The sequence below is a fragment of the Pseudomonas sp. C7.1 genome, from assembly GCF_056312395.1.
The window spans coordinates 1,793,464-1,820,201 of sequence record NZ_JBWDTL010000003.1 but is presented as its reverse complement, the minus strand read 5'-3'; the positions used below and the strand labels follow the sequence as shown (position 1 = coordinate 1,820,201).

Genomic DNA, 26,738 nt, shown 5'->3' with positions numbered 1-26,738 from the left:
GGCTGTGCTGGCGTGCAAATGCCCTGGCGTGTGATCTAAGTCATTGATTCGCGTGACCTCACAGGTTTTGGCCTGATAAGCTCGTGATAATTGCCTACAACTTAATAGGTGCAAGATGCTGCAACTCGATTGCTACACAAGCGCGAGCGGGTTGCGCGAGTTAACAGAGGAATTGCGATGAGCGAGGCGTTGTCCATTCACCATGATCTGGCAGGCCATCAATTCGAGACCACAGTGGATGGTGATCGTGCATACCTGGCTTACATGGATCTGGGAAAGCAAACCCTGGATATTTACCGCACCTTCGTCCCCAGCACGTTGCGTGGGCGCGGAATCGCAGCGGCATTGACTGAACATGCACTGCAGTATGCCGAACGGCTGGGTTATACGGTGATTCCTTCGTGCTCTTACGTAGAGCGTTATATGGTGCGCCGTCAGCGCCAGGCGGATAAAAGCTGAGCGGTGCGGACAAGAAAAAGGCCAATTGATGATTGGCCTTTTTTGTATCGGCTTTACGTCTTCGCCATCAAATTCTGGTGATCAGATTGCCAGCGTGCAGGCCGCATTCTTTCTGTGTGGCTTCTTCCCACCACCAACGGCCTTCGCGCTCGTGCTGATTTGGCAGTACCGGACGCGTGCAAGGCTCGCAGCCGATGCTGATAAAACCGCGTTCATGCAGGCTGTTGTAGGGCAGCTCCAGCATGCGGATATAGGCCCAGATGTCTTCGCTGCTCATCTGCGCCAGCGGGTTGAACTTGTACAGGATGTTGTCGGGCGTCGAAAAGGCCCCGTCGACTTCCACCACGGCAACCTGGCTGCGTGTGCCTGGGCTCTGATCGCGGCGTTGGCCGGTGGCCCAGGCTTTTACCGTAGCAAGCTTGCGACGTAGCGGGGCGGTCTTGCGGATGCCGCAGCATTCGCCGTGGCCATCCTTGTAGAAGCTGTACAGACCTTTTTCTTTAACGAAAGGCTCCAGCGCGGCGGCCTCCGGCGAGAGTATGTCGATGCTGATGGCGTAGTGCTCACGCACTTGATCGATAAAGCGGTAGGTTTCCGGGTGCAGGCGGCCGGTGTCGAGGCTGAAAACCTTGACGTTTTTGTTGAGCTTCCAGGCCATGTCGACCAGCACCACATCTTCCGCGCCGCTGAATGACAGCCACAACTCATCGCCAAAATGCTCAGAAGCGAGTTTGAGAATGTCCTGAGGCGACTTGTTGGCGTAGCTCGCCGCCAGTTCGGCTGCATCGAAGGGGTGGCTCATCGGCTTGAATTCCTAGTTATGGTGACGTCGGCGCGTCTTGTGTGGCGATGGTAGCAAAAGCTGGTTATGCGACTAAATAACCAAGTTGCTTGGTAGACCTTCTATTTGGGTATAAGAGTCTGCGTTGCAGACCCTTGGGGTAGCCGCTAGAGTGCCGCCTCTCACATAAATCCAAGCTAGGAGTGTCCTGTGGAAATCGCGTGTCTCGACCTGGAAGGTGTGTTGGTCCCGGAAATCTGGATCGCCTTCGCGGAAAAAACTGGCATCGAATCGCTAAAAGCGACCACCCGGGATATTCCGGACTATGACGTGCTGATGAAGCAGCGCCTGCGCATTTTGGACGAGCATGGCTTGAAGCTGTCCGATATCCAGGAAGTGATCGCCACACTCAAGCCGCTGGACGGCGCGGTGGAGTTTGTTGACTGGCTGCGCGAACGCTTTCAAGTGGTAATTCTTTCCGACACTTTTTACGAGTTCTCCCAGCCGCTGATGCGCCAACTGGGTTTCCCCACGTTGCTGTGCCACAAGCTGATCACCGATGGAACCGATCGGGTGGTGGATTACCAACTGCGCCAGAAAGACCCCAAGCGTCAGTCAGTCCTCGCGTTCAAGAGCCTCTACTACCGCGTGATCGCCGCCGGTGACTCGTACAACGACACCACCATGCTCAGCGAAGCCCATGCCGGCATCCTGTTCCATGCGCCGGACAACGTGATTCGCGAATTCCCGCAGTTCCCGGCGGTGCACACTTATGAAGACCTTAAACGCGAGTTCCTCAAGGCGTCCAATCGTCAGCTGAGCCTGTAGCCTATTGGCTGTAAAGCCCGTATACAGGCGGTGTAAAATCTAGCCGTCTGTGTGGAGCATTAACAAAAATACCCGCATCGAGAGATGCGGGTATTTTTGTTAATGCTCTATATCCAGCGGCCACGCGTGCAGTTAACTTATTCTGTTACCTCAGACGGTCAATGAAAGGTATCGCCAAACAATCTATGGCGCCCATTCATGGGTGACTATATTGCAGGCATCGCAATCAGCGACCGCTCAGGAAGAGACTGGAACCCAGCAAAGGACTGCCCTGGCCGCAAGTAATGCTTCGCCCCTGCCTGTAAGCCACGGCCTGTACCTCTGATTTCATTGATTTCCTTCTTGGCTTTTCTACTAGCAGCCACTGCTGCTTTCGTCGAGAAAAGGAGGATCTCATGTCTGCCGTCCCCTATCGTTTGAATACGCCCTTTGAGTTATCCCTGCGCAATGACACTGATCTGAACCTTGTGGTGGTGCAGGTTTCCCGCCTGGAGCGCGGCGGCCTAGTACTCGCTCCCGATAGCCAACGGCTGGGGCTGGGCGACGGTAGCGTGGTGCTGGCGCCGCACGCGCAAGCACGGGTCGCGTTGTCAGCAGGGCCTCAGGGCATTGTCCTGGCGGACGCCACGTCACTGTTCCCCGTGGCCAGCGGGGTATTTGATCTTGAAGCCAGTCCGGGTCAGCAACTCGCCCTGGGCCAGACGCAAGTCAGGGCCATGGGCCAGGCTCTGAACCTGGTGCGCAACCTGATGGCGGCCCCCAGCTCGCAATTGGTCAGTGACCTTATCGACAACCTGCAAGCCAGCCTGAAAGCCCCAGATATTGACGCCGATGCGATCCTGCGTGGGTTCTTCGACGCTCATCCACCATTCCAGACAATCGATGCCACCCAGCTCGGTCTGGTCCTAAGCTGGGCGCGCAACTATGCCTATCTCTGGAGCATGGCCATTGATGGCGCACCGGGCCTGGATTATGACCTGCAAGCGGCGCCTTACCTGGGGGTTGCCACGGCCTCCTTGGGACGTATCAGTTTTCGCAGCAAGGTTGTAACGACTACTGCTGAACCGAGTGACTCCACCAGCGGCCTGCAGTTGCAATGGACCCTGTCGGGGGGCAGTACAGCGAGGCTGAACTATGACAACGGCTGCCTGAGTGATGGTGGCGCGTTGACGCTAATAGGTTCGTTCGTAGCTGCCGGGTGGGTCTCTGGGCCAGCGGCGGCAGGGCTGTTGCCGGTGCTGGTGGGTAGCCTCGACGGTCAACGGGTGATCGCCGTCCCGAGCAATGCCGGCATCGGTTCATCGGTCGTCGCCCCCGGCGCTGTTGCAGCACCCGCCGAGCGTATGCAGGACCTCGATGCCCTGGATATCTCCAATCTGACCATAAGCCTGATCGGCCTGGTGTCCTCGGTGGTGACCATCGTCGGTGCGGTGATCGCGGTGGTCGGCTACTTCAAGGCACGCCGCGCCGCCAATCAGCCGATCGACCAACGCGTGGTGATTGATGCTCAGGCTGTGGCACAGGAGGTGAGTGAAGCACTGCGTAGTGCATTGCGTGAAGAGCTGGCCGGCGTATTCGCATCGTTGCCAATGCTCGACGACCTTCAGTGCGTGGTGCAGCGTTTGCGCGACAGCATCCCCGAGACCCTCAAGGAAGTTGTCCGCGAGCAGTTGGGCGACACCCTGAACCAGCTGCAGGAGCAGGTACGTGAGTTAGGCGCAATAGAGATCACCAGTCGGCTGCAGGAGGTGCAGAGCAACCTGGTCGAGGCTCGGGTGAGCTTACGCAACGACCTGCCGCGCGCCACTCAGGAGCTGCTACAAGCGCATCACGATATTCCTCAGGTGATTAGCGAGATGGGTGCACAAGTGAGTCGCCAACTGGGTGAGCAGATCAAGTCCGAGCTCGAAGTGACGCGGGAAACCTTGAAGGTCAGCGAGCAAGTGCAAGAGGACATGGAGGATGTCCGCGAAGGCAAAGAAGACGTCGTGGAAGTGAAATCACCGGTCGAGAAATAAGCCCCGCGCCCCGCGCGATCAATAACGCAATGGAGATGCTTTGAAATGGCTGCCACTTATCCAATTCAGGTCAACAACACCACATCCGAGGCCCTGGACGTCTACACCACGATGTCGCCGGCGCAGACCGATCCGCCCTCGACCAACCCCGCTGACTATGTGCCGACCTACACCCTGCTGGGCTCGGTGGCGGCCAATGACAACGCCAGTTTTACCACCAGTGAGGCCCTAGCCCGTGTGGTAGTGACCCGCCACAGCGACCAGTTTCCGCTCAAGGTCGCGGTCAGCAATGCGCTGATTCCCGACAGCAACCTGATCGACCTCGGCAGCACCGACATTAATGTGGCCACCTCCGGCTGGACTTTCTACCAGTCCTTTGCCAGCCAGCCGTACAGCCCTGCTTCGCTGAACTTTGCCGCGCTGGTCGAGCAAACACCGGTAACCTCGTTGAACGCCGCTGCGCAGACTTTCTTTCAGGACAACGGTGCTCCCGGTTTGACCTTTGGCCTGTATTCGGCCATCGGCTATTGGGCCACCAACCAGCTGTATGCCTACCCTGGTAGTTACTACTGCTACGAGCCGCCGAGTGGCAGCTCCATGGGCTTCATCCTGCCGAGCACTACCGTAGGCACCCTGACCATCGCCAACGGCGTGGCCAGCTATACCCCGGTCACCGGTACTACGCTGAGTTTGGATTTCTTTGCCAGTAGTCTGTCCAGTGCGGGCGCGACCGCCCAGGGTGGCCTGCTAACCACCGCGATCATCCGTGATCTGGCCTGGGAGGGTAATCCCGACACCATCACTTGGGGCTTTGTCGGTACCCTTGATGGCCAGCAGTTCATCGCCCAGTCCTATGCCAACCCGCAGATACCCTGGTACGCCGTGGCCTACGACATGGTCTACGGGGCGTTCTTTACCGTGCAACTGGCGATGACCCTGGACGCCGCGATCAACTTACTCGGCAGCGTCGCCAACGGCCTGCAATGGCTGGGACAGAACGTCTCCAAGCTGGCCAGTAACATCCAGAGCAGCCTCAACAGCACGGGTGATATCGCAGGCCCCGGAAGTGGTGTTGGCGACAGTGCCGACCCGGTCAACGTCGATATTGATATCGATGTGGACATCGATGTGGATGTGGATGTCGACATCGATATTGATATCGATGTGGACGTCGACGTGGATATCGATATCGATGTGGATGTGGACTTCATCGCCGTAGTGGACGTTGATGTGGACGTGGATATCGACGTGGACATCGACGTGGTCACCGACACCGAGACGGACATCGACATTGACGTCGACACGGATATCGACACCGACGTCGACGTGCAGCCGGGTGCGGTGATGAAGGTGCTCAACAGTATTGGTAGCTGGGTTATGACTAAGGCGCTGCCGACCCTGATCGAAGGGGCGGTGATTTACGTCGCCTTCCAGAGCGTTAGCAAGGTCCTTGACGCCTGGAAGAGCCAGGACGAGCAAGACATCGCCAGCCTGCAACCTCGCCAGAGCACGGGGCTGGGCTTGCTGATCAACTACATGCTGCAGGACAACACGCCAGTGGCTAAGCGTTGGGAGACCTTCAGCGAGTACGTGCAGGACGTCTATGCCAACAGTCAGGACACCGGCCACGTCAAAACTTTGCAGGTGACCCTGTCCTCACTGCTGCAGACCGGCAACACCCAGGCCGACAACGAGGCGGCGAGCTGGCGTTGGTCTGATCAGGACCAGGCCAATGTCGTCGCCAGCATGCAGGCGGACAGCGGCAACAACACCTACCTGGCATTCCAGGTACTTGGCAATACCACCTATCAGGGCAAGCCCCTGCCGGTGAAAGTCGGGGCCACGGTGGCCATGAATTACCTGGCCACGCAGAGCGCGTGAAGGAGAGCCACAGTGAGCATGACTACCCCACGTCCACAGCCCTTCGAGAGCGGCTACCCGGATATCGAAAGCCATCGCCGACGCTGGCGCAAACTGGCCCGCGAGATCGCTGCCCGTGGCCCGCTGGTCACCGACGACGCTTTGCTGCTGACGCCGCCAGCGCGCCCCGGCACCTTGGAGATCCTCGGCTCCGGCATCGAAGCCTCGGGTTTCACCCGTAGCGACGAAGCGCGGATCCAGGCGGCCGACCATGTCTTCTATTGTGTCGCCGACCCGGCCACGAAAATCTGGATACTGTCCGAACGCCCGGATGCCTATGACCTGTACGTGCTCTACGACGACAGCAAGCCGCGTTACCTGACGTACATGCAGATGACCGAGGCCATGCTGCACTATGTGCGCGAGGGCGCCCATGTGGTGGCGATTTTCTACGGCCACCCCGGCGTGTTTGTCCTGTCCACCCACCGTGCGGTGACCATCGCCCGGCGCGAAGGGCACCAGGCAACCATGCGGGCGGCGGTCAGTGCGCTGGATACATTGTGCGCCGACCTGGGGGTCGATCCCAGCCAGCCGGGGATGCAGATGTATGAAGCCACCGATATGCTGATCCGCCGTCGTCAGCCAGATCCCGGCCTGCACCTGGTGCTGTGGCAGGTGGGGTTGATCGGTGAGTTGGGCTATCGACGGCAGGGTTACCTGAACAGCAATTTCGCCGTGCTGCTGGACTACCTCGAAGACCTGTATGGTCCTGACCACCCGGTGATCAACTACGTGGGGTCGCGATATCCCGGAATCGACCCGCTGATTGACCACCAGACCCTGGCCAGCCTGCGTGACCCGGCGGTGCAGTCGTGGGTTACTGGCATCTCGACCTTCTACCTGCCACCACGCTTGGCGGGGCAGTCCGACCCCGTGATGCTGGAGCGGCTGGGGTTGATTCGCCCCGGCCAACCGGTACGCGCTGCCACCGAGCCGTTGCGGGTGATCGACCGCTACGACAAGCGCGAGAGGCGGGCATTCAGTGACTTCGCCGGTTTCGATGTGCCGGCCAGTTACCAGTGGCAGCCAGACACCGCCGCCGGGCGCTTTGTCTTGGCCCTGAGCGATGATGCCGGGCTGCGCGAACGTTACCGCGCCGACCCCCATGCCGCCCTGTTGGCCTGGGGGGGCGGCCTGGATGCGCGCGAGCGGCATCTGCTGGCTCAGCGCGAGCCGGGGGCTGTGCAACTAGCGGCCAAGGGCACCGAGACCCGGCGTCATCCGGGCAACCGCGAGGCACTGGAGCACCTGCTGACCTACTCCTCGGCGAGCGCTGCACTGTCGCGGGTAATCAACAACGCCTCCCCTGGCAGTTTGCGCAGCGCAGCTGCGGCCTGGTCACGTAAGGCTGGCCTGACAGTGGATTGGCCACGCATGACTGGCGAACTGGGGGCGTTGCTGCAATCGAGCCTGGCACCCTGGACCGGCTTTTACATGGACAGTGCCCGGCAGCTGACGCTATCGGTGTTCTGCCGGATCAAGAACGCGGGCCTGCGCCTGGACCTCAATGGTCAGCGCCTGATCGGCGTGCGTTACCAGGCTGGGGTGTTGACCTGGAAGGCCGAAGCCGGCAACCCGAGTTCGGGCTACCTGCAATCGGACCTTTCGGTACCTGGCCTGCGCAGCTGGATCGGACTGATCTGGCCAGCGGGGGAGAGCGCCGGCAGTCAGTATAAGGTAGCGTTACGCGGCCAGTCGCTGGCACGCCCGGCGTGCCTGGCAGTGGGTGCTTACCAGGTCAGGGGCGCGCACTTGCGGATTGTTCCTGCGCCCCTTGCTCCACAGGGGGTGGTCGTCCTGCGCGATGGCCAGCCGCTGGAGCAGGACCTGGCCTTCAATGGCAGAGAGACCCTGATTGGAGACCTGCGCCTGCCGTTGTCGGCACGACGCATCGACGATTTGCTCGGCTGGGCCGTGGGCGACTATCGCTTGCGTCTGGTGCATGGCCGCCTGGCGGAAATGCTGACATTGCGTCTTACCCATAGCAGCCTGGAAATCGCAGGTGTGGTGGTGACGCTCAACCTGGAGCGCGGCCGTATTGCCTGGACCGACGGCCCGCCAGAGCTGGCTTCGGGCGAGCTGGAGATCGTATACGACCCCATCACCCTCAAGCCGCTGCTGCATGGCGATGGACGTTCGGCGGCAGATCACCCGATTCGCCTGCGCGGTATGGCGCTGCTTGACTCACAGGACACTGCCCAGCTATTGGCCAACCCGAGGTTGGGGCTGCCCGCCTGGTCCTGGGGCCATCTAGTCGGGCAAATGGTCGAGGCCAGCGACAAGGGCGGGGTGTTTCTCTGGCACGGCTATGACCGTGCGCGCACCAACCTGCGGTTGTTGCGCCAGGTGCTCGAACGTCTGCGCCAGGACGATACGGAGGCCTTGTGATGTTGCAAACGCCACCCCTGACTGCCGGAGTCGACCGCGCCGCGCTGGTGGCGGCGGCCGGTGCGCGGCCGCAACGTAGCTGGTTGCTGCTGAACTACGATACCCGGCGCTATCCCTTTGCCGCCTTGCTGTCGCGGGACGTGTTCAAGGTGCAGCGTTTGGCGTTGCTGCATCACTACCTGCAACAACAGCAGGCTGCGGCGGGCAGCCAGGAAGGGCGCTTGCGACCGCGGGATAACCTGGCACTGACCGGCATGATGGAGCGCCAGCCAGCCGATGCCGCGTTCTACCGGCTCTACCACAGCTTCATGCTGCAGTGGTTGGCGCCGCTGGTGGGGCGTGGCATTTCATACACCAGTCACCCGAAATTGCGGGTGCACCTGGCAGGCACGCCGAGCGTCAGCTCCTTTCACCACGATATTTGCGTCACCGAACGGATCGATCAGGTGAACTTCTGGATGCCCTTCACCGATGTTCAGGAGGGCGCCACGCTGTGGCTGGAAAGCGACTATGGCAAGTGCGATTTCGCGCCAGTAACAGTGCGTTACGGACAGATTCTGGTGTTTGATGGGGGCTACCTCGGGCATGGCTCGATGCGCAACGATAGCGGGCGTACACGAGTCAGCCTGGATATGCGTTTTTCCTACAAGAAAGCCACGACCCGTGTCGAGGGCGTGGCCTTGCTCGATCATCTGGCGCGGGTGCTTGAGCCCGCTGCCTCACCTATGTGGATTATGCAGGCACCCGCTTTGGCAGCGCCGGTAAGCCCACGGGTGGAACCGTCGTCGTTACCCAGTATCAAGCAGGCGTGCGTAGCAGTACGGCCTGCGTGGCCTTTTGAAAGCGTTTGACCCAACCCTACGTACGACAAGGAGAGCACTGTGGACATCAACAAGACCGTTAAACTGAGCAACGCTTCAGGCGTCAGCGTCGTGGTTCTAAACGCCTACAATTCTTCGACCAATGTGGCCAAGAACTCGCCCCAGCAGGGCTATCTGCAAGACCTGGATATTCTGCCTCTGGCCAGCGGAAAGTCCCTGAATGACGACGCCACCACCACCGCTACCCTGGACGGCACCTACGTCGACTCCAAGGGGCAGACTAAGCCGACTTACATCTACAATTTGCTGGTCTCCAAGACCGACTCGTTGTTTCCGGTGATGGCGGTAGGTGAGTCGCTGAACTTCAACACTATGGCCTATCCCGACATCGCCATTACGGCAGATGCAGCGAGCAACATGCAAAAGGCCCTGAGTTTTTGCACCAATATCATGACCGCGCCGTCCTCGAAGATGTCGGTGGCGTTCCAGGCGACCCTCAACGATGCGTTCACCACCGGAACTGTGGCCGATGGAGAAGCCAAGGTCGCGTCTTTCTTCAACCAGTACGACATGTTCAAGGGCCTCGACTTTGTCAGCTATGTGGCTGTCAGTACCTGGCTGCGCGGTTTTGCTTACCTGTGGGGGATGAACGAAAAGGGGCAGCCGGGCATGACCTACTACGTGTATTCGGCTGCCGCGCAAGGCAATACCGGTACTACGTCCGAGGGCACCATCACTTTTGTGCGTAGCACCAGTGCGCCGTCACCGGCCGATCCCACGGACCGGCAAAGCGCCTACACAATTACCCTGACGTCCACCAGCGGTATCAAGACTGCGCTGACATTCGACAACGGTCAGTTGATCGATAGCCAGGGTGCGGTAGCCCTGAATTGTTCGTTCGGCTACAAGGGCACCTTTACCGGCAAGGACACCGACACCACGGCTATTACCATCTTCAGTGGCACCATGCTCAACAAGCAGGTGATGGTCGTGCCGATGGCTCCCGAGTCGGGTTGGGACAAGTTCTGGACCTCGCTGTCGTTCCAGAAGCTGCTCAGCTATTTTATGGAGGCTATGGGCCTGTGGATGGCCGTGGACTTTCTCAAGCAGAAGCTCGCCGGCAAGAACGAAAAGCTGGAGAACGACAAGGCCAACGAGAACCAGGGTAAGGAGCCTACTGACGATCAGGTCGCAGACGCGAAGCAATCTGGCGAGAGCATCGGCGACCAGGCGCAGCAAGCTGACCAGAACGCCGCCGATCGTGTATCGCCAAGCGAAAGGGTCGATGTTCCGGCCAACGAAGCAGAGTTCTCCAGTGCGGTGACCGAAGTGCGTGCCAGTGGGGCTTCGGCGTTCAACCAGGTAGCCACCGATAAGGCTACGGGCGCGATCGACAGCGGCGCCGAGCAGGTCAGCGATCTGGCAGAGATAGAAATGACTGAAAGCCTGCAAGAGGCCGAAGGTAACCTGCTTGATGCCAAGGAGAGCTTGAGCAAGGGCGATATTTCCTCTGCTAATGAGAGCATTGGCGATGTGAATGAAGCGCTACCGGGAATTGTCGAAGAGATGGGCACGGCAGTCAGTACCGAGCTCAAGGCGCAAGTGGAAGAAGCAGTGAAGGTGCAGGAGGAGGCGACTGAGATCTCCGAGGAAACAAATGAGAGCTCCGAAAAAACTGGTGAGGGCGAAGAGGAACCGTTCGAAGACACCACTATTCCGGAGATTTGATCTACCACAGTGAGCACGGTGGTCGTGTTGCGGCGGCCACCGCGCGCTTGTTAGCAATGAGACCGTTACCTGCACCTGACGGCTTCACGCATCCCGCATTCGCGGGCTTTTTTGTACCGGACCGATTTGTGTCTGGCAGGCGCTGGAAACGCCTTGCGTGATCGTTTTCAATCACAAAACTGCTCCAGGGTCTCCAGCAATACTTTGACCTTGGTGATGGACTCCTGATATTCGGCCTGGCCGTTGGAGTCCGCGACGATGCCGCCGCCGCCCCAGCAACTGATCTGCCCGTCCTTGGCCAGCAGGCTGCGGATGGCGATTGAGCTGTCCATTTCGCCGCGTACATCCAGATACAGCAGCGAGCCGCAATACAGTGCTCGGCGGGTTGGTTCCAGCTCGTCGATGATCTGCATGGCGCGGATTTTCGGCGCACCGGTAATCGAGCCGCCGGGGAAGCTACCGGCGATCAGGTCCAAGGCATCCTTGTCGGACGCCAGTTCGCCGGTAACGGCGCTGACCAGGTGATGGACATTGGGGTAGCTCTCCAGGGCGAATAGCTCCGGGACCTTGACCGAGCCGACCGTGCAGCTACGGCCAAGATCATTGCGCAGCAGGTCGACAATCATCAGGTTTTCCGCACGGTCTTTCCGACTGCTTAGCAGGGCGTCGGCCTGGGCCTGGTCCTGCTGTGGGTCGGCATGCCGTGGGCGGGTGCCCTTGATTGGTCGCGTTTCCACCTGGCCTGCACTGATGCGCAGAAAGCGCTCCGGCGACAGGCTGATGATTGCACCGCCGTCTGGCAGCGCCTGATAGCCCGAGAAGGGTGTCGGACAGGCGGCGCGCAAGGCCTGGTAAGCGGTCCATGGCGAGCCCTGATAGCCCGCGCGAAAACGCTGGGCAAAGTTCACCTGATAGCAGTCACCTGCCTGGATATAGGCCTGAATACGCGCAAAGCACTGCTGGTACTCGGCTTCGCTGGTGTCAGATTGAAAGCGCCCTAGCAGCTTAAACGGTTGCGGTGCAGGCGCTGTTGACGTTGCAAACAGCGCACTCAGGCGCTGGCGCTCGGTTACGTTCAGGCTTGGGTGAAACATCAACTGGCTGCGTTGTTGCTGGTGGTCGGTGATCAGGGCCCAGGCATATAGACCAAAACGAGCGTCGGCCAGATTGAGGTCATCAATGGCCTGGGCTGGCAGCTGTTCCAGCCTGCGGCCGAAGTCGTAACTCAGGTAGCCAATCAGCCCGCCGACGAACGGGAGTGGATTATCCGTTGGTGGCTGGCACTCGCCGAGGCCTGCAAGGCTCTGGCGCAGGCGTTGCAAGAAAGCGTTGGCCGTGTCGTCAGGCGTCGGCGCCAGCTCTGCCAATGGCCAGGCGCTGATAAGGTCATAGCGTCCACGCTGCGCGGTTGGTCGCCCCGCATCCAGCAGGACGGCGCCGGGAGCGTGCATAACGCTGCTGAAGTAACGCGAAGGGTCTGCGTGGTAGGGCAGAGCCTGTACAAGACAAGTAGGCATATGACACGTTCAAGGTGCGCGGATGCCGATTGTAGAACGTCGCCAACATTCATCCTAGAGCTTGCGCATGGGTTTACTCGGGACGCTGCTGCTCATTAGTATGGAGAGGTCCCCCGATGTTCGATGTGACTCATAAAACAATAATTACTACGGGATCAAGGCCATGGATGAAGTAATGGATCTTGCCGCTGGGAGCCTTTTGCGCGCCAAACTGATGCCGCCCCAGGCCTCGATGGATTACCTGGTCAGGCCGCAGCTTGAAGCGGCCTTGTGTGCCAATCCTCATGCGCGCGTGTTGTTATTGGCCGCTCCGGCAGGCTTTGGTAAAACCAGTGCGCTGGTCGCGTTGGCACAAGCCCGTGAGCGCAGTGGTCAGGCTGTGGCCTGGTTGTCAATCGGGCCTGGTGACGATGAGCCGTCGCGTTTTTTGTTGCAGTTAATTGAGGCGCTTGCCAGCCTGCTGCCAGGGTTTGGCGCAGAAGCCCTGGCCTACCTGCAAAACACCATGCGAGTACCCGTCTCCGCCGTAATGGAAAGCCTGCTGGTAGACCTGGCGCAGCTGGAAAACCCGCTGCTGCTGGTGCTCGATGACCTGCACCTGATTCAGGACGCCGAGTTGATCAGCGCGTTGAATCGCCTGATCAAATTTGCCCCCGAAGTGTTTACCCTTGCGATCGGCAGCCGCTCGCAACCGGCATTGAACCTGGCCACCCTGCGCGCCAAGGGCCTGCTAGTTGAGATCGGCGAGCAAGAGTTGCGCCTGAGCAAGGCGGAAGCCCGTGATTATCTACAGCGTTGTGGCCTGCAGCTGGATGCTGTGGCGTTTTCTGCGCTGTACAGCCAGACCGAGGGCTGGATGGTCGGTGTGCACCTGGCCAGCCTCTGGCTACGCCATCAACCCCAGGCTGCTGCGCAGATCGCCGATATGGGCACTGACCAGGCTGCCGTAGGTGCTTACCTGCTACGCAGTGTGTTCGAGCAGTTGCCGGCCGACAAACAGGAGCTGCTATTGGCGTTGGGTGTGGCGCAGCAACTCAGCGGTGACCTGGCCAATGCGCTGACCGGACGACATGACGGTCAGCAGTTGCTGGAAGAACTGGAAGCTATGCAGCTGTTCCTCCTGCCGCTGGACCGCGAGCGCCAGTGGTATCGCTTTCACAATCTGTTTGCCGAATTCTTGCGTGGCCGCCTAAAAGAGCGCGATCTGGAGCGGTTTAAGCAGCTGCATTTCAATGCCAGTCTGTGGTTCACCAACCACCACATGCAGAATCTGGCCATCGAGCATGCCTGCCTGGCCGAGGATCCGCAAATGCTCGCGGCGCTGGTTGACGGTTGCGGCCTGGAGCTGATTAATCGCGGCCAGCTCAACCTGATCTACAAGTGGCGTCAGCAGGTGCCTGATGAAATCGCCGAGCGTTACCCCGTGCTGGTACTCGCCGATGTCTGGACCCGCGCGGCCGAGCTGGGCCTGGTAGAAGCCAATCGCATGCTCGATGAGCTGATCGAGCGTTGGACTGAAGCGAAACCCGGCGCGCCGTTGAGCAACAAGCTGTTGGCGACCCTGGCGATCAAGTCAGTTATCGCCTTGCAGAAGGATGACTTGCAAACCTGCATTACCTTGGCGCGTCGGGTTGAAGTGCAGTTGGGCCAGCACACCGCCTTTCTTGAGGTGGCGATACTTATCGTTGGGGCGCTGGCTAATGTGATGATCGGCCAGCCCGAGCAGGTCAAGCGTTTGCTGGCCTTGGCGCAGCAGCGCAATCACTTCCTCGAAGGGCGCTATCTGGACATGCAACTGGCCAACGTCGAAGTGCTGCTGAGTCTGGAACAGGGGCAGATCCGTCAGGCTGAGTTGCTTTTTGCGCAATTACGCGCGCGAGTGATTCCCTGGTTTGCCGACCGATCACGCGCCTTGGCGTTGCCGACTATCACAGAAGCCCTGATTGCCTATAACCAGGGGCGCCTAGATGGCATCGAGGAGCGTCTGCGCTGGGCCTTGGCTACGGTCGATGTGATTAATCCGATCGACCTGTACGCCCAAGGCATGCTGTGCATGGCCCACGTACAGCGCATGCAGGGCAACCCCAAGGATGCTTACGCCAGCCTGGTACTGATGCAGAACCTGGCAGCGCGTAACCAGTCCTGGCGTTTCTACGCCCAGGCGGTGGCCGATGAGGTGGTGCAGATTCTTCAGGAACCGGCGGCGGATCGGCTCAAACGCGCCGAGCAACGTCTTAAGACCGTGGATTGGAACAAGCTGGCCGAGCATTACCAGCACATGCGCTTCAACCCGGTGTTATGGGTGCGCGGCTTGACCCGCATTCGCTTGCAGCAGGCGCGCGGCCATTACAGTGAAGCGCTGCACGAGATCACCCAGCTGCGCGGCATGCTGCTGGATAACTGGCATGGCCTGCAGCGTTTGCGTCTCGACCTGCTGGCGGCGCTCAGCTACCAGCGGCTGGGCTATCAGGAGCGTGCGCAAAGCGTGTTGGTGCAATGTTTGATCGGTGCTGAGCGCGAAGGTGTACGCAGCCTGTTTGTTGAGGAAGGCGAAGCCATTCGCCAGTTGCTGCAGCAACTGGAAGCTGCCGAACGTCAGCCGGCGTTACAGGGTTTTATCCGTGGCTTGCTGGCCATTTGGCCGGGCAATAGCGCGCGGCAATCGCTGGAAGTGCTTGAGGAAGGGCTGACCGAGCGCGAGCGCGAGGTGTTGTGTTTGGCGGCTCAGGGCATGTCGAATGATGAGATCGGTCAGCAGCTTTCACTGGCGCTGGGTACGGTCAAATGGCACCTGCACAATATTTACGAAAAACTCAAGGTGCGTAACCGCACGCAAGCCATCCGCCGTGCGCGCGAACTGGGCCTTCTCGACCATGAATAGTCAATCGTTGCTGCGTCAGAGCACGTTGCCATTACTGCGCACCAAGTTGTTTCCCGCAGAGTCTGCCGGGCGACCTTTACTGGCACGTGCCGCCTTGCTTGATCGGCTGTTCAGTGCCCGCGAACAACGCCTGATTTTGCTCAGCGCGCCGGCTGGTTTCGGCAAGAGCACGGTGCTCAGCCAATTTCGTCTGCGTTTGCTGGAGACCGGCGCGCGGGTGGCCTGGTTGTCCTGTGATGAAGCCGACAGCGAGCCGCAACGCCTGCTGCATTACCTGATCGCCGCCATTGAGTCGCAGCTGCCGGGCTTTGGCGCGAGCACTGCACGCTTGCTGCGTGATGATCTGAGCGTGCCCAATGAGGTGCTGCTGGATTCGTTTATTGGTGACCTGAAGAGGGTTCAGGGCGATCTGTACCTGATCTTTGATGATTTTCATCGGGTGCGGCATGTCGACCTGGGGCCGTTGGTCAATTACTTCGTCAAACGGGTACCGGCCAATGTGCGGATGATCGGCAGCACCCGCTACAAGCCTCACTTTCTTGATGAGCAGCCGGTCATTTCGCCTTGGGCGCTGTGGATCAAAGCGGATGAGTTGCGCCTTACGCGTAGCGAGACCGAAGCCTATTTCCATGAGCTCAAACAACTGCAGTTGAGCAGCGCCGAGCTGGATTTGTTGCAGCGGCGTACCGAGGGCTGGATTACTGCATTGCACCTGGTGGCTTTGGCGTTGGCACGACATCCCGAGCGCAGCGGTTTTCTGGCCGGGCTTTCTGGCACCGAGCGCAATATCGCCGATTACTTGGCCGAGGATGTGCTGGACCACCTGCCGCAGGATCAACAGCAATTTCTCGATCAGACCTCGGTGCTTGATGAATTCAATGCCGAGTTGTGCAATGCCCTGACTGGTCGCACGGACGGCGCGCAGATGCTCAAGCGCTTGCAAACCGCTCAGCTGTTTATCATCGCGCTGGACGAGCAGGGTGAGTGGTTTCGCTACCACCATCTGTTTGCCGAGTTTCTCCAGGGCCGTCTGAGCCGTGCGGGCGATCCGACTCATTTGCTGCATGCCGCTGCGCGCTGGTGTGAAAGCCATGAGCTGACTGATAAATCGGTCAAATACGCCTTGCGTGCCCGTGACTACGCCTTTGCCGCCGAGCTGCTGGAGCGCCAGGGCGCGGCACTGATTGCGGGTAATCAGGTGTACGGCATTTTGGCGATCCTCAAGGATGTGCCGTCGGAAGTGATTCGCGAGCACCCGGTGTTTCAAATTTTCTATGCCTGGCAACTGGCCTTCGAGCAGAAGTACGCCGAGGCCGAAGCGCTGATTGAGGAGGTCAGCACGCGCTTGATGCAGGGTCGTGGCAAACCGTTGCACTTTGGCCTGGCGGTGCTGCTGGCGGTGGCCCAGGTACTGAAGGCCTTGGTGCTGCTGTATCAGGACAAGCTGGAGGGCGCGCTGAAAGTGGCGCGGCACTGGCTGGCGTTAGTGCCGGATAACCAGCCGATTTTTCGCGCCAGCATGTCCTGCATTCAAGCCGCAGCTTACGCATTGCTGGGCGAGTTTGGCGATGCGGCCAAGTCGATTGCGGTGGCGCGTGACAACCTGGAGCAGGCCGACAGTGAATACCTGCATGCAGTGGTCAGCCTGATCGAAGCGCTGATTTGTAAGGAAATGGGCCAGCCAGAGCGTGGTCGCGTGTTAGCAGAGAGTGCCCGGGCGCGGGTCGAGCAGGTGTTCGGCCGGCGCAGTCGGGTTGGTGGGCCGTTGGCCCTGGCTTATGCGGACTTGCTGTATGAGCAGGATCGGCACGCGGCGATTCTCGCCGAATTGCCACTGGCGACAACCTGGCGCGATGTAGCCACGCCGATTGAGCTGATCAGCCGCAGCAAACTGGTGATGGCCAAAGCGCGTTTCTTTGCGGGCGAGGGCGAGTCGGCCTTGGCGGAGCTGGATGAATGGCTGGCCGGCTTGCACGGTCCGGGATATGAGCGGGTCTACGCCCTGGGCATGAGCAGCAAAGTGCAGTTTCTGCTGTGGCTGCGTAAACCCAATGAGGCCGAGCGCACCTGCCTGCAGCTGCAGCGTCATCTGGCGGTATTGCCGCCGGGCCGTTATGCCGATGCCGAAACGGTGCAGGTGTTGTCTGAAGCGCGCCTGGCCTTGTCCGAACGCCGTGCGGACAAGGCGCAAACGCTGCTTGAGGCTTGCCTGGCCAAACAAACGGCCGAGCATCAGCGTGATCGGCGCCTGCGTCTTTGCTTGTTACTTTCTGTGGCGTACTGGCGCAAAGGTAACAGCGACAAAGCCTTTGTCTTGTTTAAGGCGACGCTTGAAGATGCCTGGGCAAGCGGTTACCGGCGCATGTTTCTGGATGATGCACTCTGGCTGTTACCGCTCTGGTACGCCTGGCACGCGGCCGAGCCTAAGCGTGCAAACACTTGGCAGGGGCTGGCCGAACAACTGCGCGAGCAATGCTCTAGGTTGTCTGTCGATCTAGAAAATTTCGATGAGAATCAAGATGTTAGCCATCGAGAGCGAGAGATTCTGCGCTTTGTTGCGGCCGGTCTGTCGAACCGCGATATCGCCCAAGCGGTGCATTTGTCAGAGGCGACCATCAAATGGCATCTGCACAACCTATTCGCCAAGCTGGGCGTGCGCAGCCGTACGCAAGCGGTATTGAAGGGCAAGAGCCTGGGTTTGTTGAGCGAGGCCTGAGGTTTGTCTGCCAGATAGGCGTTCCATCCCTTGGATGGGCTGGCAGCTAGGGCCTGCCCCAGTAGTTTTAACACCAGGACGAGAAGCATGGTGCTTCACGATTCCAAGCCTGGCGCGAATAGGGAAGCAGTGCCAGACCTGGTGAGCGGCGCACGCCGCTGTAGCTGAGACGGACAGGAGTCCAGAGCAGCCTGCCGGGGACAACCCATTAGCGAACTGTGGAGACAATAACAATGAAAACCCTCAAGCAACTGGCTTTGGCCACCGCTGTTCTGGCTGTTCCTTTCATGGCTCAGGCTGAACTCAAGGCCATGGATGACACAGCTCTGGCAACCGTAACCGGCCAGGATGGCATCAGCATCTCCGGTAGCTTCAACGGCACCATCGGTAGCCTGGTTTACACCGACGGCGACACTGGCGGCGGTTCGCTGCGCATGGAAACCGTTTCCTTCACTGGCTTCAACATTGACGACAACGCCCCGGTCATGGTTGACGTGGTCACCAATGGCAGCGGCACTCAGCAACTGCAAATCAGCCTGCCGACTATTACCGGTCAGCTGAGCGTCGGCGCGATCAAGATTGGCGATACCTCGGCCGCAAGCATTGGTTCTCTGGCGATCAACGACATGAACATGGCGGGCACCACCGTAAAAGTCTGGGGCCACTAAGTTCGCTTAATCGTTGCGTGTGTTGAAAAGTCTTACCGGTTTTTGCCGGTAAGGCTTTTTCTTGCCGGATAGGAGTGCGGTTGGCTGATGATCGAGATTCTGCTGGGCAGTCTGATCGGCGTGTGGGGCTTTACCGAAGCGGTGGATACCAAGCCGCCTGCGCCAGGCACGGTGCATATCAATCAGCACTTGCTACCAAACGGACCTTTGCGTGAGACGGTGACGCTTGAGCCGATGAGCCAGTTGCAGTTTCGCAATGTGATTCGTCAAGCCTATGACTACAGCTGTGGTTCGGCTGCTTTGACCTCACTGCTGGATTATTTCCTCGGTCGCAACCTGCAAGAGCGCCAGGTGATGGAAGGCCTGTTGCAGTTTGGCGAGGCGGACAAGATTGTTGAGCGGCGCGGTTTTTCCCTGCTCGACATGAAGCGCTTTGTCACCGCGCTGGGTTACAAGAGCGGTGGTTTTCGCGCGGGTTTTGCCGACCTAGATGCCCTGGAACACCCGGCCATCGTGCCGATCGAATATGCCGGCTTCAAACACTTTGTGGTGGTGCGTGATGTGTACAACGACCATGTGTTTGTCGCTGATCCCGCACTCGGCAATATCAGCTTTACCCGTACCCGTTTTGAGGAAATCTGGGATCAGAACGTGCTGTTCGTGATCTTTCCCAACGGTAATGAACCACCAAATGCGCTGGCCTTGAGCGAGCAAGATTTGCGCATCATCGATGATCGCACCACCAGCTTGCTGGCATTTCGTGAGTTTCCGCAGATGACCAAGTTCACCGAGAACCAGGCCACAGAGCTGGGTTCCGATGGTGATATTCGCTACATCCGACGCAAGTAAAACGCCCGGCATAACAATAAATATTTGGGGGCTGCGCCATGAGAGTTTTGCATTATGTATGGCTGGCCATGCTGGCAGGGGCTGCCAGTTCAACGGTGTTTGCCGACGATCCAACTTCGGTCGAGCAGGCGCGTGAGGCTTTGAGCAAGCAAGAAGACGACGCCGATAGCGCCAAGGCGCTGGAGGAGGTGTTTCAGGCTGCGGAAAAGAGCTACACCTTGCTAAAAAAAGGTGAGCGAACCCTGACCTATGGTTTCGATTACTCGTTGCTGCGCGATACGGTTATCGAGACTGTGCGCACCGGTAACAACGTATTCAGTGTGATTGGCCAGAGCGAGGCACAACACACCTTCACCAACTCGTTCACCTTCGATTATGGCGTGTGGGACAACCTGACCTTCAGCGTGCGCCTGCCTATGGTCGCCAAGTACGACACCGAACGTGATCTGAATGCTTACAGCCTGGGCGATATCTCTGCCAGCCTGCGTTGGCAGCCGTGGACATCCTTGCGGGGTAAACCGGTAACTACCCTGTACGCGACTCTGGGTTTGCCGACCGGCAATAGCCCTTATGACATCAATACCCAGAGCGATCTGGCCACGGGTAGCGGCACCTACAGCCTGGGCGTTGGTGCGAATATGTCCTACGTGATCGACCCGGTCGTGCTGTTTGGCTCGGTCGGTTACACCTACAACATGCCAATCACCGGCATTGGCCAGGTGCGCGGCGGTCGCTTACTCGAGGAGGTTGACCCCGGTTCGTCATTCTCGCTGAGCATGGGTTTTGCTTATGCGCTGTCTTATGACGTGTCGCTGGCAACTTCCTATCAGATGTCGCATTCACTGAAACCGACCTTTACCTTCGCTGACGGCGACGCCGAAGGGCGTGGGCAGACCAGTGCGGTGATGAACTTCTCGCTGGGCTTGCGTACTTCGCCGGAGCGCATCGTCAACGTCAACGCCGGGTTTGGTATGACCGAGGATTCGCCAGATGTGCTGTTGGGCATCTCCATGCCTTTGGATATCAAAGGCCTGAAGGCCCAATAGACGCGAGCGAATTTTCCTATGAATACGCGAATTTCGCTGCTTACGCAGGCGATTTTTTGGGCAGTCTCGCTCTGCTCCGGGCTCGCCCAGGCACAACTGGCGCAGAACCTGACTATCGGCAGCCCAAAGGCGATGGCCCTTGGGAATGCGGTGACGGCAGACTTTGTCGGTATCGACTCTGTGCATTACAACCCGGCAGCCCTGAGCAAACTCAAGGGGCGGCAGACGACGGTCAAATTCATCACCGGGATGATGGATATTCGCGCCGATTTCGATGCCCCTGATGATTATGGCAGCCGTTTCATGAGGCTGAGTAACGACCCGGTGGCCAATTCATCCAGCCGCGCTGGAGCCGCGATGATGTACCTGCCCGGTGTGGGGGGCGCTACCGAGTTGCCGATGTTGTTTGCGCCATTGGCTGGGTTGTCCATCACGCCGCCAGGCTCAAAGCTGACCTTCGCCACCAATATGTACACGCCACAAGCGTTGGGTTTTGCCCGTGATGATGACGACCCAGGGCGCTATCAGGGCAAGGAACTGGTGATTCAGCGTCTGACCTATTTCTCGCCCTCACTGGCGTATCAGGTCAACGATGAGCTGTCGCTGGGTTTGTCTATCGGCTTTTCCCACCAGGCCATGGCGCTCAACCAGGACTTCCGTGCACCGGGAATACTTACCGGCTTTGTTGGGGTGGCTCAGGATGCGTTGTGCTTGGTTGATAACAACCCGTTCGAAATTTTTCTGAATATTTGCGGGGGGGAACTGGGCCCCTTTACCGACATTGCCAATATCGATATCGATATGCAGCAGACCCTTTCACCCACCTGGAACGTCGGTTTTCTATGGGAACCGAACGATTGGTTTGCGCTGGGCGCGGTGTATCAGAGTGAGGCCAAAATGCGCTTGAAAGGGCGCTATGTGGTGGACTACTCGGAGAACTGGCAGGGCTTCTGGCAGGGCTTGGACAGCTCGTTTATCGGCGCGGTGTTCAATACCCTGACGCCCGATGGCTTGTTTGATAAGGAGCAGGGCAACGTCTCGCTGAACATGACCTACCCGGCGCATTTTGCTACGGGTATCAAGTTCAAGCCGCATGAACGCTGGCAGATCAACCTGGATGTGAAGTGGACCGACTATGCAGCCTGGGACAAGTTCGAACTGGAGTTTGATCGCCAGCTGGATATCCTGACCATCGCCAGCTTGTTCTCTCCGAAGAACGCTACCTCGACCAGCATCATTCTTGATCGTGGCTATGAGTCCGTTTGGAGTTGGGGCGTTGGGGTCGAGTACCAGGTTAACGACCGGTTGAGCCTGCGTATGGGCTATGAGCCACGCCCGTCAGCCATTCCCGGCAACAAGGCCGACGTGCTGGCGCCTTTGGGGGATGCCAAGCTCTATGGTCTGGGGTTGGGTTACCAGTGGGATAAGGACACGGTGATTGACCTGGGTTTCAATTATTTGGTCAGCAAGCAGGATATCCCGGCACGCTCCAGCTGCAATATCAACTGCTCATCCATCGACAGCATGGTGTACAACCCCTATGCCGATCTGGATGTGAAAACCAGCGTCAAAGCCTATGTGCTGGCGTTGACCTACCGCACCACTTTCTAGGGTTCAGTCATGCGCATTGTGCTGATGCTGATAGGGTTTTTGGCGGCGATGCAGGCCAGCGCCAGTGGCCGCTACCTGACCTGGGTCGATGACCAGGGGCGGGTACACAACAGCTTTGTCGACAATCGCTATATGGCTCATCAACGCACGGCTGCCGGCAATATTCAGTGCAGCGACCAGGCGCGTTTAAATGAAGGCGAGGCAGCATCCTGGCCTGGCAGCAAGAGCAGCGGTGAGAGCAAGCGGCGTTATTTCACCTGGGTAGACGCCAGCGGCAATCTGCAGAACAGCTTCTATGCCGGCCAGCAGGTGCAGGCCGGCGGCAATGAAATTCTCCTGGGTACAGGTGAGCGCTCCAGCGCTTACATCAGCTCGGACGTACTGGAAGGGCGCGATTTTGCCCGTGATGAGCAAGATGGCCGCTACTTCACCTGGGTCGATGAGCAGGGACGCATGCGTAACTCTAAGGTGCCGCCCAAAGGAGCCAAACCCCCGACGCCTACCCTGAACACTGTAGCGTTGACTCAGGGGCGGGAAGTTACCTTTGACGCCAAACCGCAGGCCTTGCCGGGCCTGGATGGGCAACCCACTGCCGCGATGCAGGCGCTGCTGGCCGGCACCGAGACGAGGGGCGAGGGACGCTATCAGGCGCTGGTCGAGCGTTGCTGTGGGCAACTAAGTGAGGAGGACTTCACCCCCATCAGCGCTGATGAACCACGTTATGAAGAGCTGAACCGTTTTTCTCCCAGTCTGGATTTCCCTATGGGCAAGAGCTACTACGCCGCCTTGAAATTGCCGCGCTCGCAGTACGACTTCGGCCTGCGTATTCGCAGCTTCGCCAATAAGCAGGTGGCTTATCCCTCTTTGTTGTTCCTTGATCAGGCCAAGCAGCCGACACGCCTGGTCAGTGATGCGGTCTATCAGCTGCACGCAGAAACTTGGTATCGCTATGCCTTTATCGAAGGGACTGTGCCGGTGAGAGCCGCCGCCGGCGAGCACTACGTACTGCTGTTAACCACGGATGAAGATCGCAGCCTGCAAACCCTGGACAACAAACCCTTCAAGCGCCCCTTGCAGGCGTTGGCGGTCGATGAAGCCGGTATGCAGGCCCATGCGCACAGTGATGAAGGCGCGTTTGAGCTGGCGATTGTGCGTTAGCAAACCAAACAGCCATAAAAAACCCGGACAAGTCCGGGTTTTTTATTCATCAGACTGATCAGATCTGCGCGGTCGAAACATGGCCAAACAACTCTTGTGAGAAGCGCATGCGCTCTTCGGCTGTTTCGACTATGCCTTTTTTCTGCAGTTCGGCTATGCGGGCTTCGACTGCATGGGCACGGAGGGTGAGGCCGCAATCGTTGGCGATCTGGATGTTCAGGCCGGGGCGGGCGTTGAGTTCGAGAATCAACGGGCCTTTTTCCTGATCCAGCACCATGTCCACGCCGATATAGCCCAGGCCGCATAGCTCATAGCAACCTGCAGCGAGCCTCATAAAGCCATCCCAGTTCGGCAGCTGCACGCCGTCCACCGCATTGGTGGTGTCCGGGTGCTTGCTGATCTTATTGTTCAGCCAGGTGCCGCGCAGGGTTATCCCCGTGGCCATATCCACGCCTACGCCGATGGCACCCTGGTGCAGGTTGGCCTTGCCGCCGGATTGACGGGTTGGCAAACGCAGCATGGCCATCACCGGGTAGCCCATCAGTACGATGATGCGGATGTCCGGCACGCCTTCGTAACTGATGCTCTTGAAGATTTGGTCCGGGATGACGCGGTATTCGATCAGTGCGCGATCCCGGTGGCCACCCAGTGAGTAGAGGCCAGTCAGGATGCTGGAGATCTGATGCTCGATCTCTTCATGGCTGACGATCTTGCCCGAGACGGTCCTGTATTTGTCTTCGAAGCGATCAGCAATCACCAAGATGCCATCACCGCCCGCACCCTGCGCCGGTTTAACCACGAAATCCGGGCGGTCGCCAATAATGTCGCGCAACTTGTCGATGCCTTTTTCGGTCTCGATCACACCGTACATCTCGGGCACATCGATACCTGCTTCGATAGCCCGCTCTTTGGTGATGATTTTGTCATCGACGATCGGATACAGGTTGCGTTTGTTGTACTTCAGCACATAGTCCGCGTTGCGCCGGTTAATGCCCATGATGCCGTGGGCTTCCAGGGCTTTCCACGTCTTGATCAGGCCGAACATGGCGTTAGTCCTTGAGGAAGGCTTTAAAGCGGAAAAGTTCGGTCAGGCGGTAGCCGCGGTAGCGACCCATCGCCAGCATAAAGCCCACCAGAACCATCAGCACGGCCGGGAAGGTGAAGATAAAGTAGTTCAGCTCCGGCACGCTCATCAGCAGGTGTGCCAGGGTGGCGGCGAACAGCGTGCCGATAGCCACTTTAAAGGCATGGCCACCACCGCGCTCTTCCCAGGTGATCGACAGGCGCTCGATGGTCATGGTCAAAATCACCATCGGGAACAGTGCCACCGACAGGCCGCGCTCAAGGCCCAGCTTGTGGCTGAACAGGCTGATGGTAGCGATCAATACCACGACGAAGGTCAGTACCACCGACAGACGCGGCAGCATCTGCAGTTTCAGGTGTTCCAGGTAGGAGCGCAGCGAAAGACCCAGGGCGGTGATGATGGTGAAGAACATAATGCCGTAACCCAGTTGCATCTCGCGGAAGGCCAGGGCAATCAGTACTGGGGTGAAGGTGCCCAATGTCTGCAGGCCACCGAGGTTGCGCAGGATCAGGATCGCCAGCACGCCGATCGGGATCATAACCATGATCATAAAGGTCTGCTGGGTTTGCAGCGGCAGGCCATACAGGCTGTATTCGAGGAAGTCAGCGTCGGTATTCTCATCCGTCAGTTTGGCCAGACGAATGGCGTTCATTTCGCTGTTATTCAGGCTGAAGCTGACTTGCACCTGCTTACCGCCTTCCAGGGTGACCAAGCTGTCATCACCGATCCACCACACCAGGCGATCAGCCGGCAGGCCTTGCTCGCCGCTTTCCGGGTTGTAATACAGCCACTTGTCGCCGTTGAAGCTGCGTAGCCAGAGTTCCGGGCTTTGCTGAATATCGGCCGCCAGACGAATGGTGTGCACGCGCTCCATCGGTACGTGGGCGATGGACAGCAGCAGCTCGATGATTCTGGCTTTATTGGGGGTAGAGGCATCGCCGCCCAACAGCAGTTTGACGTTGTCGTCATTGCTATTGTTGACCCGTTTGATGGTCTCGCTGATAAAGGTTTCGACGTCCGCCGAGTGCTGGCGAATCGGAGCGAGCAGCGCTTCGGCGGCGATCTTCTCGGCACCTTCAACCGGGATACTGTCACGGAAGATCGGGCCTTTGGCCTTGGTTTGCTCGCCGCTGTAGCGCTTGGTCAACACCAGGCGGTAGTAGAGGGTCTGTTTGCCACTGGCGCGCCGGGCGGACCAGGTGACTTTGCGGTTGCCGTTGGCGCGGTTGATGCTCACACCATAGTTATTCGAGATAAAGCTCTCATTCAGGCTGACGTAATCCTGGGCCAGGGGCGGCACGAACATCTGCAGCTTGACCGGCTCGCGTGGGCTGGCCTGGAACTCGACTTTGGCGTCGATATTCCACAGGTCATCAGTCTCGTCTTCGGTCATCGGGATGCCGAGGATGAAAATCTGATAAGCCGTAATCAGAACGCCCAGACTCACGAGGAGTATGACCAAGACTTTCAGATGGAGGTTAAGAGAGCGCATGGGATTTACTCATCAAGGGCGGCGCCAAAGTTTGCGTCAGGGGCACAAGCAGGTTTGCCTGCTGCGTATTTAAGACTCGGATCGACCAGGGCCGAAAAACGTTTTAGCGCTTCGGAGCCTATCAACAACGGGTATTGGAAAGCACTGCGGTCGGTCAAGTTCACTTCAATTGTGCGTAAAGCATTGCCCATGCACACATCCATTTCGATCACGGGGCGTGCGGTATAGGTTTTTTCTTCCTGTGGATCATAGTCGCCCGCGCGGCGTTTGATCTTGCTGATGCGCGCCAGGGGGCGTTCGATCGGACTGCTGTGCGCCTCGTCGAGGGCCAGGTAGAAGCGTACCCAGGTTTCGCCATCGCGCTTGAAGCGTTTGATGTCGCGAGCACTGAGCGATGCGGTCTTGGCGCCGGTGTCGAGTTTGGCGGCAAGCTTCAGGTCGAGGTCGAATAGTCGGACGTATTCATTGAGCCCATAGACCGCCTTCTCTGCGGCAAAATTCAGGCCGGGAGCGAATAGCAGGCATAGCAGCAGGATGGAGGGCTTTAGTGTCATAAGTCCTGAGGCATGGTGTTGATGATGGGTCGAGCAAGTGCCGGTGGCGCGTGTTGCAGCTGGCGCACCTGGGGTTGGAGTCTAGCAGGCAGGCGGAGATTCCTCTGCGGCGTTAAACGGCTGCATTCTACCATGGGCTTTTTCAGTCAGGACAGGCGCTTATAGGCGTTTATGCAAGTAAGGTCGCGCCTGCAGTCGACTAAAGTAGCGCTGGCTAGT

Annotated in this window: 19 protein-coding genes; 14 read left to right on the top strand and 5 right to left on the bottom strand. The window is 58.8% G+C overall.

What is annotated here, in order from left to right:
* Positions 1-177: 177 nt before the first annotated feature.
* Positions 178-459 carry a GNAT family N-acetyltransferase gene (locus tag AC0T4W_RS11880; protein WP_476319153.1) on the top strand — a complete coding sequence of 94 codons (282 nt, stop codon included), beginning with the start codon at positions 178-180 and terminating at the stop codon, positions 457-459.
* Between the two features lie 67 nt (positions 460-526).
* Here AC0T4W_RS11880 and AC0T4W_RS11875 read toward each other — a convergent pair whose 3' ends face one another.
* On the bottom strand, positions 527-1,261 hold the full coding sequence (locus tag AC0T4W_RS11875; protein WP_476319152.1) for a phosphoadenylyl-sulfate reductase: 735 nt from the start codon (positions 1,259-1,261) through the stop codon (positions 527-529).
* 189 nt (positions 1,262-1,450) lie between these two features.
* Here AC0T4W_RS11875 and thrH point away from each other — a divergent pair, with 189 nt between their 5' ends.
* The 6 genes from thrH (at position 1,451) to AC0T4W_RS11845 (ending at position 10,943) form a co-directional block, all read left to right on the top strand.
* Positions 1,451-2,068 (top strand): bifunctional phosphoserine phosphatase/homoserine phosphotransferase ThrH, encoded by a 618-nt coding sequence (gene thrH, locus AC0T4W_RS11870; RefSeq protein WP_476319151.1) that lies wholly within the window; start codon positions 1,451-1,453, stop codon positions 2,066-2,068.
* A 395-nt stretch (positions 2,069-2,463) separates the two neighbouring features.
* A complete protein-coding gene (locus AC0T4W_RS11865) occupies positions 2,464-4,086 on the top strand; it encodes a hypothetical protein (RefSeq protein ID WP_476319150.1) in 1,623 nt (540 codons plus the stop codon).
* Positions 4,087-4,131: 45 nt separating this feature from the next.
* Positions 4,132-5,967 (top strand): hypothetical protein, encoded by a 1,836-nt coding sequence (locus AC0T4W_RS11860; RefSeq protein ID WP_476319149.1) that lies wholly within the window; start codon positions 4,132-4,134, stop codon positions 5,965-5,967.
* 18 nt (positions 5,968-5,985) lie between these two features.
* A complete protein-coding gene (locus tag AC0T4W_RS11855) occupies positions 5,986-8,394 on the top strand; it encodes an SAM-dependent methyltransferase (protein WP_476323607.1) in 2,409 nt (802 codons plus the stop codon).
* The gene (locus tag AC0T4W_RS11850; protein WP_476319148.1) at positions 8,394-9,245 is read left to right on the top strand and encodes a phytanoyl-CoA dioxygenase family protein; all 852 of its coding nucleotides are present in this window, start codon (positions 8,394-8,396) and stop codon (positions 9,243-9,245) included. Before AC0T4W_RS11855 ends, AC0T4W_RS11850 begins: the two co-directional genes overlap by 1 nt.
* A gap of 30 nt (positions 9,246-9,275) precedes the next feature.
* Positions 9,276-10,943, top strand: coding sequence for a hypothetical protein (locus AC0T4W_RS11845; protein WP_476319147.1), 1,668 nt, complete (start codon positions 9,276-9,278; stop codon positions 10,941-10,943).
* 167 nt (positions 10,944-11,110) lie between these two features.
* On the opposite strand, the gene pabB is transcribed toward AC0T4W_RS11845, so the two are convergent.
* Positions 11,111-12,460: an aminodeoxychorismate synthase component I gene (gene pabB, locus AC0T4W_RS11840; RefSeq protein WP_476319146.1), complete on the bottom strand. Its 1,350-nt coding sequence runs from the start codon at positions 12,458-12,460 to the stop codon at positions 11,111-11,113.
* A gap of 163 nt (positions 12,461-12,623) precedes the next feature.
* Between pabB and AC0T4W_RS11835 the strand changes: the two genes are divergently transcribed.
* The 7 genes from AC0T4W_RS11835 to AC0T4W_RS11805 all read left to right on the top strand — a co-directional run bounded on the left by AC0T4W_RS11835 (position 12,624) and on the right by AC0T4W_RS11805 (position 23,389).
* A complete protein-coding gene (locus tag AC0T4W_RS11835; protein WP_476319145.1) occupies positions 12,624-15,341 on the top strand; it encodes a winged helix-turn-helix domain-containing protein in 2,718 nt (905 codons plus the stop codon).
* Positions 15,334-18,057, top strand: a complete 2,724-nt coding sequence (locus AC0T4W_RS11830; protein WP_476319144.1) for a helix-turn-helix transcriptional regulator — start codon at positions 15,334-15,336, stop codon at positions 18,055-18,057. Before AC0T4W_RS11835 ends, AC0T4W_RS11830 begins: the two co-directional genes overlap by 8 nt.
* Positions 18,058-18,290: 233 nt before the next feature.
* Positions 18,291-18,725: a DUF6160 family protein gene (locus AC0T4W_RS11825; RefSeq protein WP_476319143.1), complete on the top strand. Its 435-nt coding sequence runs from the start codon at positions 18,291-18,293 to the stop codon at positions 18,723-18,725.
* A gap of 87 nt (positions 18,726-18,812) precedes the next feature.
* Entirely contained in the window at positions 18,813-19,574 is a 762-nt protein-coding gene (locus tag AC0T4W_RS11820; RefSeq protein ID WP_476319142.1) for a C39 family peptidase, read from the top strand.
* A 38-nt stretch (positions 19,575-19,612) separates the two neighbouring features.
* The gene (locus tag AC0T4W_RS11815; RefSeq protein WP_476319141.1) at positions 19,613-20,620 is read left to right on the top strand and encodes a transporter; all 1,008 of its coding nucleotides are present in this window, start codon (positions 19,613-19,615) and stop codon (positions 20,618-20,620) included.
* An 18-nt stretch (positions 20,621-20,638) separates the two neighbouring features.
* Positions 20,639-22,231, top strand: a complete 1,593-nt coding sequence (locus tag AC0T4W_RS11810; RefSeq protein WP_476319140.1) for an outer membrane protein transport protein — start codon at positions 20,639-20,641, stop codon at positions 22,229-22,231.
* Positions 22,232-22,240: 9 nt separating this feature from the next.
* Positions 22,241-23,389 carry a MalM family protein gene (locus AC0T4W_RS11805; RefSeq protein ID WP_476319139.1) on the top strand — a complete coding sequence of 383 codons (1,149 nt, stop codon included), beginning with the start codon at positions 22,241-22,243 and terminating at the stop codon, positions 23,387-23,389.
* A gap of 58 nt (positions 23,390-23,447) precedes the next feature.
* On the opposite strand, the gene AC0T4W_RS11800 is transcribed toward AC0T4W_RS11805, so the two are convergent.
* Genes AC0T4W_RS11800 through rloA form a run of 3 tightly spaced genes read right to left on the bottom strand, consistent with a single transcriptional unit; the run spans position 23,448 to position 26,519 of the window.
* Positions 23,448-24,434, bottom strand: a complete 987-nt coding sequence (locus AC0T4W_RS11800) for an alpha-L-glutamate ligase-like protein (RefSeq protein WP_476319138.1) — start codon at positions 24,432-24,434, stop codon at positions 23,448-23,450.
* Positions 24,435-24,438: 4 nt separating this feature from the next.
* Positions 24,439-25,965: an osmotic stress tolerance membrane protein RloB gene (rloB, locus tag AC0T4W_RS11795; protein ID WP_476319137.1), complete on the bottom strand. Its 1,527-nt coding sequence runs from the start codon at positions 25,963-25,965 to the stop codon at positions 24,439-24,441.
* 5 nt (positions 25,966-25,970) lie between these two features.
* A complete protein-coding gene (gene rloA / locus AC0T4W_RS11790) occupies positions 25,971-26,519 on the bottom strand; it encodes a retropepsin-like aspartic peptidase RloA (RefSeq protein ID WP_476319136.1) in 549 nt (182 codons plus the stop codon).
* Positions 26,520-26,738 lie beyond the last annotated feature (219 nt).